Genomic DNA, 17,849 nt, shown 5'->3' on the forward strand with positions numbered 1-17,849 from the left:
GAGCCCCTCATCGCTCGATGGTCCCTTCACGGCGGATCTTCCGCTGGAGCTGCATCACGCCGTAAAGCAGCGCCTCGGCCGTCGGCGGACAGCCGGGCACGTAGATGTCGACCGGCACGATCCGGTCGCACCCGCGCACCACGCTGTAGCTGTAGTGATAGTACCCGCCGCCGTTCGCGCACGAGCCCATCGAGATGACGTACTTCGGATCCGACATCTGGTCGTAGACCTTGCGCAGCGCCGGGGCCATCTTGTTGCAGAGCGTCCCGGCGACGATCATCACGTCCGACTGCCGCGGTGACGCGCGCGGGGCGACGCCGAACCGCTCCATGTCGTAACGCGGCATGTTGACGTGGATCATCTCCACCGCGCAGCAGGCGAGACCAAACGTCATCCACCACAGCGAACCGGTGCGTGCCCACTGGAACAGCTCCTCGGTCGAAGTGACGAGAAAGCCCTTGTTGTCGAGTTCGGTCGACAGCGCGTTGAAATAACCGCCGTCGGGCATCCGCAACGCCGGGTTCTCACCCGGGCCGGCGACCGTGCTCGACGCGGGATTCGCAAGCCGGTGATCGAGCGAGGGCTGGCGATCTACTCCCATTCCAGTGCCCCCTTCTTCCACGCATAGGCAAGGCCAACGGCAAGCTCGCCGAGAAAGATCATCATCGTCACCCAACCGGGCCATCCGGTCATGTCGAGGCTGACCGCCCAAGGAAACAGGAACGCCGCCTCGAGGTCGAAGATGATGAACAGGATCGCCACCAGGTAGAATCGCACGTCAAACTGGCTGCGCGGGTCCTCGAACGCGGGAAATCCGCATTCGTACTCGCTCAGCTTCTCCGCGTTGGGGTTATGCGCCCCGGTCAGCCGGGCGACGCCCATCGGCAGGAACACGAACAGCGCCGACAACCCCAGGGCGATGCCCAGGAAGATCAGGATCGGCAGGTATTGCGACAGGTCGACCAAGAGTGATTCCCAGCGGAGGGGGCCAATTTACGCGTGCCTCTAGATGCCCCACCCCGGCGGTGCAAGGGCTCGGGGACCGCATTTCGCGTTTGAGCGATTTCGCGACGTATCGAGGCCAGGGGGACGACCGAGCCGGCCGAATGAGCCAGGCTGCAATCTCGCGTCGGCTTTCAGGTTCCTGCGCCTATCGGCGGGTCAGCAGGCGCCTTTCTCGATTGCCACCGATGCGCAGGGCGTGATCGCCCGGGAAAGCATGCGCCACCCTTCCCCGGTGCGGACGAAGGTCGCGATGTATTTCATCGGCGGAAGCTTGCCGAAGGGTTCCATCGCGGCATTACCCTGCATCTTGCCCGTAACAATCGCGGTGTCGCCGACGATGATGGCCTCGGTCTCGACATTGTCGAGGTTACCCACGACCGTCCCAAGCCCCTTGATAACCATCGCCTTGTCTTCCAGACGCCCGCCCGGCGCGAGGACGCGAAGATCGTTAACGGTCAGGTCGCCAAACGCTTTCGCATCTTTGTCCCTTACCGCCCGCAGTACGGCCTCGTTTGCCTGCAGAACCGCGAGTTCCTCGGTGGAATGTTGTGGCTGACCAGCTTCGGCGCCCGCTGGAACCTCGGTCGCAATGAGCGCGAATAGCGCAAACAGCGGGGCGACAAGGACTGGTTTCATCGGCCTGCTCCATCCTGTGCTGCAAGGGAGGGTATCACCGATAGCATTATAATCCAGAGTTGCGCGCCCCGCCGCCGGTCGAACCGCGCCGGCCGGCACCCGCTCTAATTACCAACCCGATGGGGCACGTCATTCACCTCATCATCGAGCGGATCGCCTTGTCGGTGGCCGGTCCATAAGGCGGCTTGAAACCGCCGAGTTTTGCCACGTCGATCTTCGGCTGTGTGTAGACGCTGCGCGCGTGGCTGAATTCGCGGAAACCTTCGACCCCGTGATAGCTGCCCATCCCCGATGGCCCGACGCCGCCGAACGGCAGGTCCTCCATCGAGACGTGGAACACGACGTCATTCACCGTCACCCCCCCGCTGATCGTGCGGGTAAGCACCTTCTCGCGTTCGCCGGAATCGCTACCGAAGTAATATAGGCCCAGCGGGCGATCGTGCGCGTTCACGTAGTCGATCGCCTCGTCGATCTGGCGATAGGTCTTCACCGGCAGGACCGGTCCGAAGATTTCCTCCCGCATCGCGGCCATGTCGTCGGTGACATTGCGCAGGATCGTCAGCGGCATCTTGCGCGTGTTCGCGTTCGCAAAGTCCTCGTTCCCCGGGTTGACCTCGATCACCTCGGCTCCTTTTTCGCGCGCGTCGGAGACGAGACTCTGCAGGCGGTCGAAGTGCCGGTCCGAGACCACGCTGGCGTAATCGTCGTTCGCGAGCAGCGTCGGATACATCTCGTGCACGCCGAGCTGGACCGCGGCGACCGCCCCCTCCTCGATCTCTTCCGGCACGTAGAGGTAATCGGGCGCGAGGCATATCTGCCCGGCATTCATCATCTTGCCCATCGCGATCCGCTCGCCGGCCTTCTTGAGGTCGGCGTCGCGGCCCAGGAATACCGGGCTCTTGCCGCCCAGCTCCAGCGTGACCGGCACAAGGTTCTTCGCCGCCGCCTCCATCACCTTGCGACCGGTGGCGGTCGAGCCGGTGAAGACGAGGTGGTCGAACGGCAGTTCGCTGAATGCGTGCGCAACCTCGGGGCCGCCGGTCACGACCGCGCACTCGGCGGGATCGAAGCGCTTGTCGACGAGCTGGGCCATCAGCTCGCTCGTGCGCTCGGTGAACTCGCTCGGCTTGATCATTGCCCGGTTGCCAGCCGCGAAGACCTGCATCAGCGGGCCGAAGCTGAGATTCACGGGAAAATTCCAAGGGGAAAGGATGCCGATCACGCCCTTCGGTTCGAATCGCAGTTCGGCTTTCGCCCCAAGCAGACCGAGCGGGAACTGGACCTTGCGCCGCTCGGACCTGGCCCAGCCCGACAGGTTCTTCAGGCAATATTTCCCGAAACCGATCGTCCCGGCGATGTCGGTGATCATCGACTGCTGGATGCTGCGGCTGCCGAAATCGGCGCTCATCGCACGGCAGAGTTCGTCGGCATTGTCGCGCAGCAGCGCCATCGCCCGCTCGATCCGGTCGCGCCTGGCCGACAGCGGCTCTGGTCGCGCCGCGGTGAAGGCTGTCCGCTGGAGCTCCAGGAGGGCGACCAGTTCGGGCTTGCGATCGTCGGCCATGCCGTCTTCCTCATGCGTTGCTGTTTGCCACGGGTTTCGGGGATAAACGGCCGGTTGGCAAGACGCGCCGCAACCGTCCCGCACCCGTATCGCGTTTGGCGAAAGCGAAGACTTGCTTGTTTGCCTTTGCCGCACTGCAGCACTAGATCGCCGGCAACACGAACACAGAAAGGCCCGCCATGCCCACGTTCTCCGAAGCCGATCCCGTCGTCATCCTTTCCTACGCGCGCACGCCGATGGGCGGCATGCAGGGCGCGCTGTCGGACGTTTCGGCGACCGACCTCGGCGCGACGGCGGTCAAGGCCGCGGTTGAGCGGGCCGGGATCGACGGCGAGGACATCGAACGGATCTACATGGGCTGCGTCCTGCCCGCCGGCCTGGGCCAGGCGCCGGCGCGCCAGGCGGCGATTAAGGCCGGCTTGCCCAAGTCGGTCCAGGCGACCACGGTCAACAAGGTCTGCGGCAGCGGGATGCAGACGATCATCATGGCGTCCGAGGCGCTCGCGAGCGGCAGCATGGACGTGGCGGTCGCGGGCGGCATGGAAAGCATGACCAACGCGCCCTATCTCCTCAAGAAGCACCGGTCGGGCGCGCGGATCGGACACGATACCGCCTACGACCACATGTTCCTCGACGGACTGGAAGATGCCTACGACGCGGGCCGCGCGATGGGCACCTTCGCGCAGGATACCGCGAACGAGTACCAGCTCACCCGCGAGAACATGGACGACTACTCGGTCGAATCGCTGCGCCGCGCGAACGAGGCGATCCAGTCCGGCGCCTTCGCCGACGAGATCGTCCCGGTGACCGTGACCACCCGCAAGGGCGAAACGACCGTCGATACCGACGAACAACCGCCAAAGGGCAATCCCGAAAAGCTGCGGCAGCTGCGCGCGGCGTTTGCCAAGGACGGCACGATCACCGCCGCCTCGTCGAGCTCGATCAGCGACGGCGCCGCAGCGGTCGTGCTGGCGCGAGAGAGCGTGGCGAAGGACAAGGGCGCGACCCCTGTGGCGAAGATCGTCGCGATGGCCGCCCACGCCCAGGAACCGAAGGACTTCACCGTCGCTCCCGTCGGCGCGATCAACAAAGTGCTCGACAAGGCCGGCTGGTCGATCGGCGATGTCGACCTGTTCGAGGTCAACGAGGCGTTCGCCTGCGTCGCGATGTTCGCGATGAAGGACCTCGGCATCCCCCACGACAAGGTCAACATTCACGGTGGAGCGACCGCGCTGGGCCACCCGATCGGCGCCAGCGGCACGCGCATCGTCGTCACGCTGCTAAACGCGCTGAAGCAGAAGGGCCTGAAGCGCGGCGTCGCATCGCTGTGCATTGGCGGCGGCGAGGCGACCGCGGTGGCAGTCGAACTCGTCTGACGGCGCCCGGCGGGCCGGGGGGCAACATGACAAGGCGGTGACGCGCCTTCTCCGGCGCGCGCCGCAGGGTGCTTCAACGCGGGCATTCCTACCCGCGAGCCGATGTGGTATCCCGCCGCCAGGGTCGCTCACGTCGAGGGAGTGCATCCCATGAGAAAGCTTGTCATTGCAGCGGCTTCGGTCGCTCTTGCTGCCTGCAGTCAGTCCGAGCCAGCCGCCGAAGCCACGACCGAAGCGGCCCCGGCCGAACCTGCTCCGATGGCGACCGTCGCCAACGGCTCGCCCGCAGGAGCCTACGAAGTCACCTATCCCGATGGATCGGTGATGACCGCGACCCTCAACGACGACGGGACCTACACCGACACCGACGCCGATGGTAAGGTGGTCGAGGAAGGCACTTGGGCGGTGACCGGCGGCAAGACCTGTTTTACCCCCACGACCGAGGGCGGGAAGCCGATGTGCTTCACGGAGACACCTCCGGCAGCTGACGGTTCCTTCACCGCGACGCCTGACGAAGGCGACCCGGTGATGGTCAAGCCCAAGCCGGCCGAAGCCACCGCCATGTGATCATGCACGGAACATAGGGGAGCGGCCGTGCTGCTCCCCTTTTCTTCCGCCTTCAGCGCGCACCGGCCCCCCATAGCCGATTGGCCTGCACGAAGCCCGCTCGCCCCGCGACGTCGAATTCGCACCATCCGCTTTCGCATTTGCCGAGCTTTCCGACGACGCCCGGCTCCGCGTTCCACCTGGCCATCGCGCCCTCGGACGGGGCCGCGCGGATTGCTGCGAGACCCTCGCCCACTACGATCGCGCCGCGTTCCTTGCTCAGCAGGTTGGCGGTCACCCAGCCCTCGTCACCGGCGGGGTCCTGCACCAGCCGCCACCCTTCGTGGACCCGGATGACCTTCAGCGGCAGGCCTTCGCGCGTATAGACCCAGCGGATCGGGAAATCGCGCCCCGGCCCCGCGCGCATATTGAGCTTTTCGGCCTTGATCGTCGCCCAGTAGGGCACTTCGCGATCCTGCGCGGCGACGGGAGCGGCGGCGAGCGTGACGGCCGGAATGAGGTAAAATCGCATGGCGACATCGCGTTAGCGCGTAATCCCTCCTTCGTTCAAGCGAGCAGCGCTTGACCGCCACGCCCCGTTCCCGATAGCCCCCGCTGCCATGAGCGACCGTCCCGAACCCCGCCGCACCGCGAAACCCCGGGTGGTCGTGACGCGCCACCTGCTCCCTTCGGTCGAGAGCCGGATGAGCGAGCTGTTCGACACCACGCTCAACCTCGAAGACGTGCCGATGACACGCGATGCGCTCGCCGCGGCGATGAGCGAGGCCGACGTGCTCGTCCCGACCGTCACCGACCGGATCGATGCGGCGCTGATCGAGCAGGCCGGACCCAGCTTGGGCCTGATCGCGAGCTTCGGCGCGGGGGTCGACCACATCGACCTTGCCGCAGCCCGCGCGAACCGGATCATCGTGACGAACACGCCCGGCGTATTCACCGACGATACCGCCGATCTCACCATGGCACTGATCATCGGCGTGCCGCGGCGCCTGCGCGAGGGAACCTCGCTCATCCGGCGCGGCGAGTGGACCGGCTGGGCGCCAAGCGCGCTCCTGGGACGCAAGCTGTCGGGAAAGGTTCTCGGGATCGTCGGAATGGGCCGGATCGGCCAGGCCGTGGCCTTCCGCGCCCGCGCCTTCGGACTCGACATCCGTTATCACAACCGGCGGCGGCTGCCCCAGGCGGTCGAGACCATGTTCGGTGCGACATGGGTCGAGAGCCTCGACGAACTCCTGGCCGCCGCGGACATCGTGACGCTGCACTGCCCTTCGGCGGCGGCCAACAAGGGCATGATCAATGCCGCGCGCATCGCCGCGATGAAACCTGGCGCCATCATCATCAATACCGCGCGGGCCGACCTGATCGATTACGACGCGATGATCGAGGCGCTCGAAAGCGGGCATCTCGGCGGGGCCGGACTCGACGTCTTTCCCGAGGAACCGCGGGTGGACGAGCGTATCGTCGCGCTGCCCAACGTGATCGCGCAGCCGCATATCGGCAGCGCGACGATCGAGGGGCGCGAACAGGCCGGCGAAAAGGTCATCGCCAACATCCGCTTCTGGGCCGACGGCCACCGCCCCCCGGACCAGGTGCTGGAAGGGCTCGTATAGGGTGCCCGGCCCGCCGCGGCATCCTCCGCCCCCCGACGATTGCGAAGCGGCTCCGGCCACCGATATTTGCCGGTCCTGCGGCCTGTGCTGCAATGCCGGCATCTTCCCCTATCTCGACCTGACCGCTGCCGACCGCGACCGCCTCGCGGGAGGTGGCGTTCCGGCGCCCGAGCGGATCGCCCAGCCCTGCGGGTTCTGGCAAGGCCAGTGCACCGTTTACGCAGTGCGCCCCGCCGCGTGCCGCCGGTTCGAGTGCGACACGCTTGGCGCCTTGACCCGAGGTGAGATCGACCGCCAGGAAGCGTCGCGCCGGATCGACACCGCGATCGCGTTGCGCGCGAAGCTTGCCGAGAAGCTCCCCGGCGAGGCAGCCCAGCGGGATCTCCTGAACCGGTGGATCGACGCAGCGCCGGGCGAACGCGCCGCCGAGGCGGGAAACGCGTTCGCCGAACTCCTCGCCTACCAGCTCTATATCGACCGGCACTTCCACCGCGCCGCGCGCGGCGAGAGCCTCAGTCCCCGGTAAGAATCCGCTCGACCAGCTGCTTCACCGTCGGGGTGAAGTTGTTCGAATAGAACGGGTCCTGCTTGAACCGGTAGGCGGCGTGGCCGGCGAAGGCGAGGTTCTCGTCCGGATCGCCGCCGTGGGCGATGTCCTGCAGGGTCTTCTGGATGCAGAAGCTGCGCGGGTCCGCCAGCCGGCCGGTCGTGTGGTTGTCGTGGTCCTTCCAGCTCGAGAACTGGCAGTGCGACAGGCAGCCCATGCAGCCTTGCTGGTCGGCGCGGATCTGCTCGGCGCTTTCCGGGGTAACGAAGACGACCGTGTCGTCCGGGGTCTTGAGCGCCTCAGTGAAGCCCTCGTGGATCCACGCGAGCGCCTTGCGCTGGTCCCCGGGGTGGACCCAGAAGTACTTGGCCTTTCCGTGGTCGAGCAGCGGCATCGTCCCCTCGACCTCGTCACGCTTGAAGATCGGGATCTGGCGTTCCGACCGGTGCATCAGGTCATACAGGAAAGGCGTCTTCACCGCGCTCGAATAGAACCCGGTCGGCGAGAACTTGTGCAGCAGCACGTCGCCCGGTTCGACGGTGCGGAGCATGTCCTTCCACACCTGCGGGATCGGGCTTTCCTCGGTCAGCAGCGGACGGGTGCCGAACTGGAACACGATCTTGCCGAGCTCGGCATTGTCGATCCAGTCGTTCCATTCGCGCAAAAACCACACGCCGCCGGCCATGACGATCGCGGTGTCCTCCGACACGCCTTCGGCCCGCATGGTTTCGCGCAGGGCCTTCACCCGCGGATAGGGATCTTCCGGCCTGGTCGGATCCTCGGCGTTCGACAGCCCGTTGTGCCCGCCGGCAAGCCAGGGGTCCTCGTAGACCACCGCCGCCATCAGTTCCGGCACCTTGGAATAGCTGCGTTTCCACAGCGCGCGAAACGCCCGCGCCGAGCTGACGATCGGGAGATAGTAGACGTTGAAGCGCGCCGCGATCTCGGCGAGCTTGTAGGGCATCCCGGCGCCGCAGGTCACCCCGGTGACGAGGCCCTTGCAGTTTTCCAGCACGCCTTCGAGCACGCGCTGCGCGCCGCCCATCTCCCAAAGCACGTTGATGTTGATCGCGCCCTGGCCGCCGGCGATCTCGTGCGCGCGCCGGACCTGCTCGGTCGCCCCGTCGATCGCGTAGCGGACGAGCTGCTCAAAGCGTTCGACCCGGGTGGTCTGCGGATAGACCTGCGGGATCGGATTGCCGTCGACGTCGTAGCTGTCGGCGTTGACCGCGCTGACCGTGCCGATTCCGCCCGCGGCGGCCCAGGCGCCTGAACTCGCGTGGTTGGTGGCGGACACGCCCTTGCCGCCTTCGATCAGCGGCCAGACCTCACGACCGCCGTACAGTATGGGTTGCAACCCCTTGAATGCCATTGGCTTGTGCTACCTCTCCGGAGCGTCAGTTGGGGGCGGCGCCATTGTGCGCCGCGTCGTGCCGGCAGGGCTTGATGGCCGCCGGTTCGGGCCTCGTAGCGGCTCGCTTGAACTGTGCATAGTACCCCGCCAGTTCGGGCGCGTCCTTGAACTGGTCGAGCTTGAACCCCACCCGTTCGAACTCGCAGCTCAGCAAAAGGGGATCGATGCCGTGCTGGCCTGTGGGGCGATCGACGTCGACGACCACCACCAGCCCGCCTTCGCGCAGCGATGGCCACAGCCGCCAGAGGAACGCGTAGGGTTCCTGCACCTCGTGATACATGTGCACCATGAACACGCGGTCGAAGCTGTTCTCGGGAAGCTTGGGGTCGTCGGGCGTGCCGAGTCGGATGGACACGTTCTCCAGCCGCTCGCGCTCGACGCGTTGGCCGAGACGGTCGAGCGCGGCGCGGTCGATGTCTTCGGCCAGTACCCTGCCCTTGCGCCCCACCCGCTCGGCCAGACGCACGGTGTAGTAGCCTTCGCCCGCGCCGATGTCGGCCACGGTCATCCCGCGGGCGATCTCGGCGAGATCCATCACCTTCTTCGCCTCTCCCACGCTGTCGCGCTGGTTTTCGCTGGAGAACTGGGTGCCGACGGCGTCGGCGACCTCGCGATGCGCGCGGGGAAAATCGCGGGCGGTGTCGGGGCGGCTCGAATCGGTATCCGCCCAGCGGCACGCGCCGAGCGCGAGGACAGCCAGCACGAGCATCGCCCGCCGGCGCATCAGTCGGCGTCCTCGACCTCGACCGTTTCCCCGGTCACCCGCTGGGCGAGTGCGGCCGAAATGAACGGGTCGAGCGCGCCGTCCAGCACGTCGTCCGGGGTCGGCGAGGTGTGTCCGGTGCGCAGGTCCTTCACCATCTGGTACGGCTGCAGGACGTAGCTGCGGATCTGGTGGCCCCAGCCGATGTCCGTCTTGCTCGCGTGCTCGGCGCTGGCGGCCTCCTCGCGAGCTCGCATCTCGGCCTCGTACAGCCGCGCCTTCAGCATGTTCATCGCGATGTCGCGGTTCTTGTGCTGGCTGCGGTCCTGCTGGCTGGCGACGATGATCCCGCTCGGCACGTGGGTGATGCGCACCGCCGAATCGGTCGTGTTGACGTGCTGTCCACCCGCGCCAGAGGCGCGATAGGTATCGATCTTGAGGTCGGCCGGGTTGATGTCGATCTCGAAGCTGTCGTCGATCACCGGGTAGACCCAGACCGAGCTGAAGCTGGTGTGCCGGCGCGCACTCGAATCGTAAGGGCTGATGCGGACGAGCCGGTGCACGCCGCTCTCGGTCTTGGCGTAGCCATAGGCGTTCTCGCCCTTGATCAGCAGGGTCGCGCTCTTGATGCCGGCCTGGTCGCCCGCGTGATAGTCGACGAGATCGACCTTGTAGCCCTTGCGCTCGGCCCAGCGGGTGTACATCCGCTGGAGCATCTCGGCCCAGTCCTGGCTCTCGGTTCCACCGGCGCCGGCGTGGATTTCGAGGTACGTGTCGTTCGAATCCGCCTCGCCCGACAGCAGCGCCTGGACCTTGTCCGCGTCGGCCCGCTGGGCCAGCCGCGCGAGGGTTGCCAGCCCCTCGCCCTCGATCTCGGCATCGCCCTCGGCCTCTCCCATCTCGACGAACTCGATCGCGTCGGCCATTTCGGCCGAGATCTCGTTGACTGTACCGATGGCGCTTTCGAGCCGCCGGCGCTCGCGCATGACGGCTTCGGCCTCCTTGGGGTCGTCCCACAGCTGGGGGTCCTCGACGCGCGCGTTGAGCTCGTCGAGACGCCGAAGCGCCCGGTCCCAGTCGAGCGACTGGCGGACGAGCGAAAGCGCGGCTTCGATACGGTCGATGTGGGCCTGCCCTTCGGCACGCATGAATTCAGTTCTCCAGCAGGATGGGCCCGCCGCTTAGCGGAGGGGGCGAGCGGGCGAAAGGGGATGCTGTCAGCTCGTGCGCCTGGCCTTGAGCTTCTTGACTGCGTCGAGCGTCAGGCGGACGTGATCCTTGTAATCGAGGTCGGAGTGCACGAACACGATCCTGCCCGACTTGTCGATGACGTAGCTGGTCCGGTCGGTCACGCCTGTGCTCTTGCCGTCACGCACGAGGTCGACGTCGTAGGCCGAAACGATCTTCGGGGTCGCCGAACCGACCGCGAACTTGTTTCGGCATGCCTCGGTCGAAAACAGCCGCAGGGTATCGATGTCGTCGTTCGACATTCCCACGATCGTGGCGCCGTATTTCGCGAACTCGGAAGATGCCTCGGCAAAGGCGTGCGCTTCCAGCGTGCACCCGTGGGTGAACGCCTTGGGATAGAAATAGAGGACGACCGGCCCCTTCTTAAGGGCACGCGCAAGATCGAACCGGAACGGTTTTCCCGCCTTTGCCGCCTGGGTGGCGAAGGTCGGGGCCTTTGCCCCGGTTGGCAGGCTCGCAGACGCGGGACATGTGACCAGCGCCAGCGCGGCGGCAAGGGTGGTGAGCGTTTTCATCGTCGTTATCCTCTCGCGTGGCGATCAGTATATACCACCTTGCTCCTCGACGAAATCGCCGGGTCTGTCCTCGCTTCTGCGGGAGGTCGAGGCCGTTTCGGCGGCCTGACGTCCGCGGCGGATCATCTCGAGAATCTCGTTGCGCTTGGCGGCGATCTCGTCCTGCCGCGTTGCCCGCGGCGGCTCGGTGTCGGGCTTGAACGCTTCCCAGATCACGGCGGCCTTGGGATCGTCGGTCGGCCAGGCATCGAACACGCGCTTGCCGCTCTGGCGGTCGATGCGGACCATCCGCACACCCGCCGGAGCGACGAACGGGTCGTCCGACCAGCGGTCGCGGGTCGCCTTCACGAAATCGATCATCATCGGCGCAGCGGTGTTGCCGCCCTGCACCCACCCGCCGAGGTTGCGCGGCTTGTCGAAGCCGATGTACATCCCCGCGATCAGGTCCGGGCTGCCACCGACGAACCAGGCGTTGGTCGGCCCGCTGGTGGTCCCGGTCTTGCCGAACAGCGGCAGGTCGAGCGCGCGCAGGCGGACCGCCGTGCCGCGCTGGACGACCCCTTCGAGCATGTGGATCACCTGGTAGGCCGTTCGGGCATCCATCACCTGCCGCCCGGTCGGGGCCAGCCGGGGCATCCCCTTGCCGTCCCATTCCGCCATGTTGCACCGGGCGCATTCGCGCCTGTCGGCACGCCAGATCACCTTCCCGTTCCGGTCCTGGACGTAATCGACGAGCGTTGGCTGGTGCATTCGCCCGAAATTGGCGAGCGTGGCGTAGGCGTTGACCATCCGCTGCACGGTCGTGTCGCCGGCGCCGAGGGCGAAGGCGGGATAGTTCTCGTACTTGCCGATGCCGAGCCTTTCGAAGGTCTGGGTCACGTTCGGCATCCCGGCATCCATCGCGATGTGGACCGTCATCAGGTTGCGGCTCTGCTCGAGTCCCCAGCGCATGGTGTGCACGCCGCCGCCGCCGCCGCCGAAGTTGCGGAAGCATTTTTCCCCCAGCGCGGCGCCCTGGTAGAAACAGTAGGCCTGGTCGGGAACCTCGGTCGCGGGCGTCATTCCCTGATCGAGCCCGGTGGCGTAGACGAACGGCTTGATCGTCGAGCCGGGCTGGCGCAGCGCCTGGGTCGCGCGGTTGAAATCGGACAGGCGACTGTCGAACCCGCCCTGCATGGCAAGCACCCGGCCGGTCGCCGGCTCTTCGACGAGGAAGCCGCCGGACACTTCGGGCACGGTGCGCACGACATAGCCGTTGCCGCTGGGCGCGACCGCGATGACGTGTCCGGCCTTCAGGCCGTCTGGAAGGCCCGACAGCGGCGCGGTCTCGCCGCTCGAAAACCCGATCGTCGCATCAGATCCCGCGCGCCGGGTCACCACGCCGACCCGCCAGTCCCTGTAATTGATGCCGAGCGGCGATGCGGCAAGCTGGGACTGCCAGGTATCGTCGGACACGTCGATCGTCGCGAGCGGCCCGGCCCATCCCTTGCCCGAGCTGTAGCGCAGGATTCCGCCGCGCAGCGCGTCTCGCGCGGCTTCCTGGAGCTTCGGATCGAGCGAGGTGCGGACCCAGAGGCCGCCGGCGTAGACGCTGTTCCGGCCGTCCTCGGCGGTTTCCCCGAACTTGTCGATCAGTTCGCGCCGCACTTCCTCGAGAAAGTACCCGGCGTCGACCGAGGGGACCATCGAGCGCGACGGCTTGAGCCCGAGTGGGCGGGCCTTGGCGGCTGCCCCCTGTGCCGGGGTGATGAAGTCGTTCCTGACCATCTGGTCGAGCACGAAGTTGCGGCGCTCGATCGCCATCGCTTCGTTCTTCTTGCGGCCGTACCGCTCGGGCGCCTTGGGCAGGATCGCGAGGAACGCCATCTCGTGCAGGTCAAGCTCGCCCACGTCCTTGTCGAAGTAGGCCCTGCTGGCAGCCTGGACCCCGAAGCTGCGCCGCCCCAGCGGTATCTCGTTGAGATAGAGCTCGAGGATCTGCGGCTTGGTCAGCACGCCCTCGATCCGCCGCGCGAGGATCATTTCCTTGAGCTTGCGGGTGATCGAGTATTCGTCCCCGAGGAGGATGTTCTTCGCGACCTGCTGGGTGATCGTCGACCCGCCCACCGCGCGCTCGCCGGAACCGAATTTCGTCGCGTAATCGATCGCGGCGCCGATCGTGCCGGTGATGTCGACGCCGCCGTGGGTGAAGAAAGTCTTGTCCTCGGCGGCGAGGAACGCCTCGATCAGTTCCTTCGGAAAATCCGCGTACTGGAGCTGGACCCGGCGTTCGCGGGCATAGGAATGCACGATCTCGCCATCGCTGCCGCGCACCATCGTCGGCAGCGGCGGCTGGTAATCGACCAGTGTTTCGGCATCGGGGAGACCGCTCGACAGCACGGCCCACCCCGCCACGAACACCAGCAGCCCGGCAGCGCCGAGACTGGAGAGCCAGCGAAACCAGCGCTTCGCCTGCCAGTTTTCGCGGAACCATGCCGCGATGCCGTGCGCATCGCGGCGGATGCGATACCGGAAATGCTCGAGTGTGGTCGTGTCGGCCATGATCGCCGGGGCCTTAGCACGGCGATTCCGCGGCGCGCCAGTGGCTTGCTCAGCCGGTGGCGGAGACCCGCGCGAAGTAGATGCGGATTGCCCGCCCGAGCACCTGTGCGAACTGTTCCCTACCCTCCGGAGAGGCCATTCGCGCGGCTTCGCCCGGGTCAGTGATGAACCCCGCCTCGTAAAGCACGCTCGGCACGTCCGGCGCGCGCAGCACCGCAAGCGATGCCGAGCGACGTGGCTGCGGGTGAAAGCGAAGGGTGCCCTGCCCCTCGCGGGCGATAAGGCGGGCGAATTCGGCGCTGTCGGCCTGCGTTCGGCGCTGCGCCAGCTCGACGAGAATCGTGCTGACGTTGTCGGTCTTGTCGCCGAGCGTGACGCCGTTCACGGTGTCCGCGCTGTTCTCGCGCGCAGCAAAGCGGGCCGCCGCCTCGCTCGACGCTGCGTCCGACAGGGTATAGATGCTCGCCCCGGTCACGCCGTCCACGTCGCCCGATGAATCGGCGTGGATCGACAGGAACAGGTCCGCGCCCAGCGCCCGGGCCATCGCGAACCGCTCTCCCAGGACGAGGAAGCGGTCATCTTCCCGCGTCAGCGCAACGCGGATACCGCCCTTGCGAACCAGCTCGTCGCGCAGCGCGTCCGCAAGGCCCAGCACGAGATCCTTTTCGCGCATTCCGCCTGCGCTCGCGCCGGGATCGTGTCCGCCATGGCCCGCGTCGATGACGACCAGCGGGCGCGATTTGTCCTGGGGGCCGTAGATGCGCGGCAGGTCGGCCTGCTCCCCGGTCGCCGGCAGTTCGAAGCGCAGCACGTAGTTGCGGCCGAGCACCGGCACCGGCAGTGTCAACCCGAACGCGAACAGGCCTCCGATGAGGATCATCGGCGCGAGGAACACCAGCCACAGTTGCGTGCGCAGCGACATCGACGCGAATGGTTAGGGACATGTCGCGCAAGCGCAATATGGTTGCTAGGCGAAACCCACGGTGCTAGCGTCCAAACAACCGGATAATCCGGACTTAAGCCGCCCGGCCGCGCCCCTTGCGCAGCCACCGGCCGTCCGGCCCGGCCTTCTTTTTTGCGGGATATTCTTTCCCGCCGAATACCAGGTTGATGCAAGCGATGAGCCTCCCCTCCCCGCAGATACCGTTGCCGCCCGAAGGCGGTCGACGGGCCGTGGCGGGCCGGGCCGCGCATTCGCAGCGCACGCGCATCCTTGCAGACACATCACCCCGGCCTGCCGCCTTCCAGCGCGCAGGCCGGTCCGCATTTGCCGACGGATCTCACTCTTCCGCCGGCGCATCACCAACAGTTCGCGCGCGCCTTTACCCTGCCGGCCCAGGCCGGCCCGGAACGGCGTGCGCACGGAGAATAATTCATGGCAACGCGCATGCTCATCGACGCGCGCCACCCGGAAGAAACCCGGGTTGCGGTACTGCAAGGTAACCGGATCGAGGAATTCGATTTCGAATCTGCCGAACACAAGCAGATCAAGGGCAACATCTATCTGGCGAAAGTGACGCGGGTCGAACCGTCGCTTCAGGCGGCGTTCGTCGACTTCGGCGGCAATCGCCACGGCTTCCTCGCCTTCAGCGAGATCCACCCCGACTACTACCAGATCCCCAAGGAAGACCGGGAGCGGCTGCTCGCCGAGGAGGCCGAGGCCGCCGAGGAAGAAGCCAAGCTTCGTGCCGAGGAGGAAGAGGAAGGCCACGCCCCCGGCGACGAATACGACGCCGAGGACGAAACCGGCGAATCCTTCGTCGAGGAGATCGCCGAGGACGGGGTCGAGGAAATCGACACCAGCGAGAAGGACGACGTCGCCACGATCGAGGACGGTCAGGTCGAGAACGGCGAGGACCAGTCCGACGAGGCCGAATCCGACGAGGACGAGGACGAGCAGCCGCGCGGCCGCGGCCGGGGCCGCCGCCAGGGCAAGGGCGCTGCCCGCAGCCGGGCCAAGGAAGTCGACGAAGTGCGCGCCAAGCGCATGGCGCTGCGCCGCCGCTACAAGATCCAGGACGTCATCCAGCGCCGCCAGGTGCTGCTGGTGCAGGTCGTCAAGGAGGAGCGCGGCAACAAGGGCGCAGCGCTGACGACCTACCTCAGCCTCGCGGGCCGCTACTGCGTGCTCATGCCGAATTCGAGCCATGGCGGCGGCATCAGCCGCAAGATCAGCTCGGCCGCCGACCGCAAGCGCCTGAAGTCCATCGTCAGCGACCTGTCGCTGCCCAAGTCGATGGGCCTGATCGTGCGCACCGCAGGCCTTTCCCGGACCAAGCCGGAGATCAAGCGCGACTTCGACTACCTCGCCCGCCTGTGGGACGAGATCCGCGAGAATACGCTGAAATCGACCGCGCCCGCGCTGATCCACTCGGACAGCGACCTCATCAAGCGCGCGATCCGCGACATCTACAACAAGGAGATCGAGGAAGTCGTCGTCGAGGGCGAGGCCGGCTACAAGTCGGCCAAGGAGTTCATGAAGCTCCTCATGCCGAGCCATGCGCGCCGGGTGAAGGCCTATTCCGACCCTGTCCCCCTCTTCCAGCGCTACGGCGCTGAGGACCAGCTGCGTGCGATGTACGACCCCATGGTCCAGCTCAAGAGCGGCGGCTACCTCGTGATCAACCCGACCGAGGCGCTGGTGTCGATCGACATCAACTCGGGCCGCTCGACCAAGGAACACGGGATCGAGCAGACCGCGCTTGCCACCAACCTCGAGGCGGCGCGTGAGATCGCCCGGCAGCTGCGCCTGCGCGACATGGCCGGCCTCGTCGTGATCGACTTCATCGACATGGAGTACAACTCCAACATCCGTAAGGTCGAGAAGGCGATGAAGGAGGCGCTCAAGAACGACCGGGCGCGCATCCAGGTCGGCCGCATCTCGGGCTTCGGCCTGATGGAGATGAGCCGCCAGCGCCTGCGCACCGGCGTGCTCGAGGCGACCACTCGCGAATGCCCGCACTGCGACGGCACCGGGCTCGTGCGCACCGCGTCTTCCGCCGGCCTTTCGGCGCTGCGCCTGATCGAGGACGAGGCCGCCAAGGGCAAGGGCACGGTCATCACCCTCTATGCGTCGACCGAAGCTGCGGTGTACCTGCTCAATTCCAAGCGCGCCGACCTCGCCGAGATCGAGGATCGCTACGGGGTTCGTGTCGAAGTCCTGCCCGAGGGCGAGGACGAAGGCGCGAAGATGCGGGTCGCGAGCAGCGGCCCGCGCCCGACGAGCGCGCCCAAGTTCGAACCGATCGTCGACGATGCCGATGACGAACCGATCGAGGACGATCTCGAAGAAGACGATGACGAGACCGAGGACGAGCCCCGCGCCGCACGCGGCCGGCGCGACAACGATGACGATCGCGGCGGGCGCAAGCGGCGCCGCCGGCGCGGTGGTCGCAATCGCCGGGATCGCGACGATGGCGAAGGCGCGTCCGACACGGAAGCGGGCGATGACGGGAGCGGCACGGGCGACGATCGCGACGGCGCACCGACCGACGAAGACGACGAGAACCGGCCGAAGAAGCGCCGCCGCCGGGGCGGACGTCGCCGGCGCGGCCGCGGCAAGGGCGACGGCGAAGGTACGGTGACGCAAAGCGAGGCCAATGAGCTCGAGGAAACCGTCGGCGAGCCGGTCGACGAGAGCATCTCCGTCGTTGCGGGTCCCGAAGATACGCCGCAGACCGCAGAAGCGGCCGCGGACGAGGCGCCGGCCAAGCCGAAGCGCACCCGCAAGAAAAAGGCGGAAACCCCGGCACCCGCTGACGCCGGGTCCTCCGAGGCCGAACCGGCCGTCGCCGAGGCCCCTGCCAAGCCCAAGCGCACCCGCAAGAAGAAGGCCGATGTCGATGCGGACACGCCGGCCGGGGACGATGCCGCGGTCGCCGTCGAAGCCCCCGAAGGGGATAAGCCAGCCAAGCCGAAGCGCAGCCGCGCCAAGAAGGCCAGGACCGAAGACGAGGCGAGCGCCGAGCCGGTGACGGATCCCGCTGCCGAGCCGCTTGCCGCGAACGATGCCGCCGATGACGAGGCCAAGCCCGCCAAGCGCGGCGGGTGGTGGCAGCGCACCTTCGGCGAGTAGGCTCAGCTGGACCCAGGCGTGAAAAACCCGCCGCCGGCCCACCCGAAGCAG

General features: G+C 66.9%; 16 protein-coding genes. 5 read left to right on the forward strand and 11 right to left on the reverse strand.

Features of this window, described 5'->3' with window-relative positions; genetic code table 11:
* Positions 1–7: 7 nt before the first annotated feature.
* The 4 genes from N0B51_RS06985 to N0B51_RS07000 form a co-directional block, all read right to left on the reverse strand.
* A complete protein-coding gene (locus N0B51_RS06985) occupies positions 8–508 on the reverse strand; it encodes a NuoB/complex I 20 kDa subunit family protein (RefSeq protein ID WP_259961849.1) in 501 nt (166 codons plus the stop codon).
* An 83-nt stretch (positions 509–591) separates the two neighbouring features.
* Complete coding sequence (locus tag N0B51_RS06990; protein ID WP_259961594.1) at positions 592–966, reverse strand: NADH-quinone oxidoreductase subunit A; 375 nt, start codon at positions 964–966, stop codon at positions 592–594.
* Positions 967–1,161: 195 nt separating this feature from the next.
* Positions 1,162–1,641, reverse strand: a complete 480-nt coding sequence (locus tag N0B51_RS06995; protein WP_259961595.1) for a nuclear transport factor 2 family protein — start codon at positions 1,639–1,641, stop codon at positions 1,162–1,164.
* A gap of 133 nt (positions 1,642–1,774) precedes the next feature.
* Complete coding sequence (locus tag N0B51_RS07000) at positions 1,775–3,205, reverse strand: coniferyl aldehyde dehydrogenase (RefSeq protein ID WP_259961596.1); 1,431 nt, start codon at positions 3,203–3,205, stop codon at positions 1,775–1,777.
* Between the two features lie 179 nt (positions 3,206–3,384).
* Between N0B51_RS07000 and N0B51_RS07005 the strand changes: the two genes are divergently transcribed.
* Both N0B51_RS07005 and N0B51_RS07010 read left to right on the forward strand, forming a co-directional pair.
* Positions 3,385–4,581: an acetyl-CoA C-acyltransferase gene (locus N0B51_RS07005; RefSeq protein ID WP_259961597.1), complete on the forward strand. Its 1,197-nt coding sequence runs from the start codon at positions 3,385–3,387 to the stop codon at positions 4,579–4,581.
* A 150-nt stretch (positions 4,582–4,731) separates the two neighbouring features.
* Positions 4,732–5,148, forward strand: coding sequence for a hypothetical protein (locus N0B51_RS07010; RefSeq protein WP_259961598.1), 417 nt, complete (start codon positions 4,732–4,734; stop codon positions 5,146–5,148).
* Positions 5,149–5,200: 52 nt separating this feature from the next.
* Here N0B51_RS07010 and N0B51_RS07015 read toward each other — a convergent pair whose 3' ends face one another.
* Complete coding sequence (locus tag N0B51_RS07015) at positions 5,201–5,659, reverse strand: SH3 domain-containing protein (protein WP_259961599.1); 459 nt, start codon at positions 5,657–5,659, stop codon at positions 5,201–5,203.
* 88 nt (positions 5,660–5,747) lie between these two features.
* Between N0B51_RS07015 and N0B51_RS07020 the strand changes: the two genes are divergently transcribed.
* Positions 5,748–6,755, forward strand: a complete 1,008-nt coding sequence (locus tag N0B51_RS07020; RefSeq protein WP_259961600.1) for a 2-hydroxyacid dehydrogenase — start codon at positions 5,748–5,750, stop codon at positions 6,753–6,755.
* A 1-nt stretch (position 6,756) separates the two neighbouring features.
* Complete coding sequence (locus tag N0B51_RS07025) at positions 6,757–7,281, forward strand: YkgJ family cysteine cluster protein (protein WP_259961601.1); 525 nt, start codon at positions 6,757–6,759, stop codon at positions 7,279–7,281.
* Here N0B51_RS07025 and N0B51_RS07030 read toward each other — a convergent pair.
* The 6 genes from N0B51_RS07030 to N0B51_RS07055 all read right to left on the reverse strand — a co-directional run bounded on the left by N0B51_RS07030 (position 7,268) and on the right by N0B51_RS07055 (position 14,645).
* A complete protein-coding gene (locus tag N0B51_RS07030; RefSeq protein ID WP_259961602.1) occupies positions 7,268–8,674 on the reverse strand; it encodes an NAD(P)H-dependent flavin oxidoreductase in 1,407 nt (468 codons plus the stop codon). The two genes, N0B51_RS07025 and N0B51_RS07030, sit on opposite strands and share 14 nt — an antisense overlap.
* A 25-nt stretch (positions 8,675–8,699) precedes the next feature.
* Positions 8,700–9,440 carry a class I SAM-dependent methyltransferase gene (locus N0B51_RS07035; protein WP_259961603.1) on the reverse strand — a complete coding sequence of 247 codons (741 nt, stop codon included), beginning with the start codon at positions 9,438–9,440 and terminating at the stop codon, positions 8,700–8,702.
* On the reverse strand, positions 9,440–10,567 hold the full coding sequence (gene prfB, locus N0B51_RS07040) for a peptide chain release factor 2 (RefSeq protein ID WP_259961604.1): 1,128 nt from the start codon (positions 10,565–10,567) through the stop codon (positions 9,440–9,442). The genes N0B51_RS07035 and prfB overlap by 1 nt, the downstream gene beginning before the upstream one ends.
* 69 nt (positions 10,568–10,636) lie before the next feature.
* A complete protein-coding gene (locus tag N0B51_RS07045; protein WP_259961605.1) occupies positions 10,637–11,182 on the reverse strand; it encodes a peroxiredoxin in 546 nt (181 codons plus the stop codon).
* Between the two features lie 24 nt (positions 11,183–11,206).
* Positions 11,207–13,723, reverse strand: coding sequence for a penicillin-binding protein 1A (locus N0B51_RS07050; RefSeq protein ID WP_259961606.1), 2,517 nt, complete (start codon positions 13,721–13,723; stop codon positions 11,207–11,209).
* Between the two features lie 49 nt (positions 13,724–13,772).
* A complete protein-coding gene (locus tag N0B51_RS07055; protein WP_259961607.1) occupies positions 13,773–14,645 on the reverse strand; it encodes an N-acetylmuramoyl-L-alanine amidase family protein in 873 nt (290 codons plus the stop codon).
* Positions 14,646–15,098: 453 nt separating this feature from the next.
* On the opposite strand from N0B51_RS07055, the gene N0B51_RS07060 reads away from it, so the two are divergent.
* A complete protein-coding gene (locus N0B51_RS07060; protein WP_259961608.1) occupies positions 15,099–17,798 on the forward strand; it encodes an Rne/Rng family ribonuclease in 2,700 nt (899 codons plus the stop codon).
* Positions 17,799–17,849 lie beyond the last annotated feature (51 nt).

It is taken from the genome of Tsuneonella litorea, assembly GCF_025154015.1.
Lineage (GTDB): Bacteria > Pseudomonadota > Alphaproteobacteria > Sphingomonadales > Sphingomonadaceae > Tsuneonella > Tsuneonella litorea.

Coding starts and splice junctions, on each gene's coding strand:
- N0B51_RS06985 (WP_259961849.1), bottom strand. CDS start 508: ATGCCCGACGGCGGTTATTTCAACGCGCTGTCGACCGAACTCGACAAC.
- N0B51_RS06995 (WP_259961595.1), bottom strand. CDS start 1,641: ATGAAACCAGTCCTTGTCGCCCCGCTGTTTGCGCTATTCGCGCTCATT.
- N0B51_RS07000 (WP_259961596.1), bottom strand. CDS start 3,205: ATGGCCGACGATCGCAAGCCCGAACTGGTCGCCCTCCTGGAGCTCCAG.
- N0B51_RS07005 (WP_259961597.1), top strand. CDS start 3,385: ATGCCCACGTTCTCCGAAGCCGATCCCGTCGTCATCCTTTCCTACGCG.
- N0B51_RS07010 (WP_259961598.1), top strand. CDS start 4,732: ATGAGAAAGCTTGTCATTGCAGCGGCTTCGGTCGCTCTTGCTGCCTGC.
- N0B51_RS07015 (WP_259961599.1), bottom strand. CDS start 5,659: ATGCGATTTTACCTCATTCCGGCCGTCACGCTCGCCGCCGCTCCCGTC.
- N0B51_RS07020 (WP_259961600.1), top strand. CDS start 5,748: ATGAGCGACCGTCCCGAACCCCGCCGCACCGCGAAACCCCGGGTGGTC.
- N0B51_RS07030 (WP_259961602.1), bottom strand. CDS start 8,674: ATGGCATTCAAGGGGTTGCAACCCATACTGTACGGCGGTCGTGAGGTC.
- N0B51_RS07035 (WP_259961603.1), bottom strand. CDS start 9,440: ATGCGCCGGCGGGCGATGCTCGTGCTGGCTGTCCTCGCGCTCGGCGCG.
- prfB (WP_259961604.1), bottom strand. CDS start 10,567: ATGCGTGCCGAAGGGCAGGCCCACATCGACCGTATCGAAGCCGCGCTT.
- N0B51_RS07045 (WP_259961605.1), bottom strand. CDS start 11,182: ATGAAAACGCTCACCACCCTTGCCGCCGCGCTGGCGCTGGTCACATGT.
- N0B51_RS07050 (WP_259961606.1), bottom strand. CDS start 13,723: ATGGCCGACACGACCACACTCGAGCATTTCCGGTATCGCATCCGCCGC.
- N0B51_RS07055 (WP_259961607.1), bottom strand. CDS start 14,645: ATGTCGCTGCGCACGCAACTGTGGCTGGTGTTCCTCGCGCCGATGATC.
- N0B51_RS07060 (WP_259961608.1), top strand. CDS start 15,099: ATGGCAACGCGCATGCTCATCGACGCGCGCCACCCGGAAGAAACCCGG.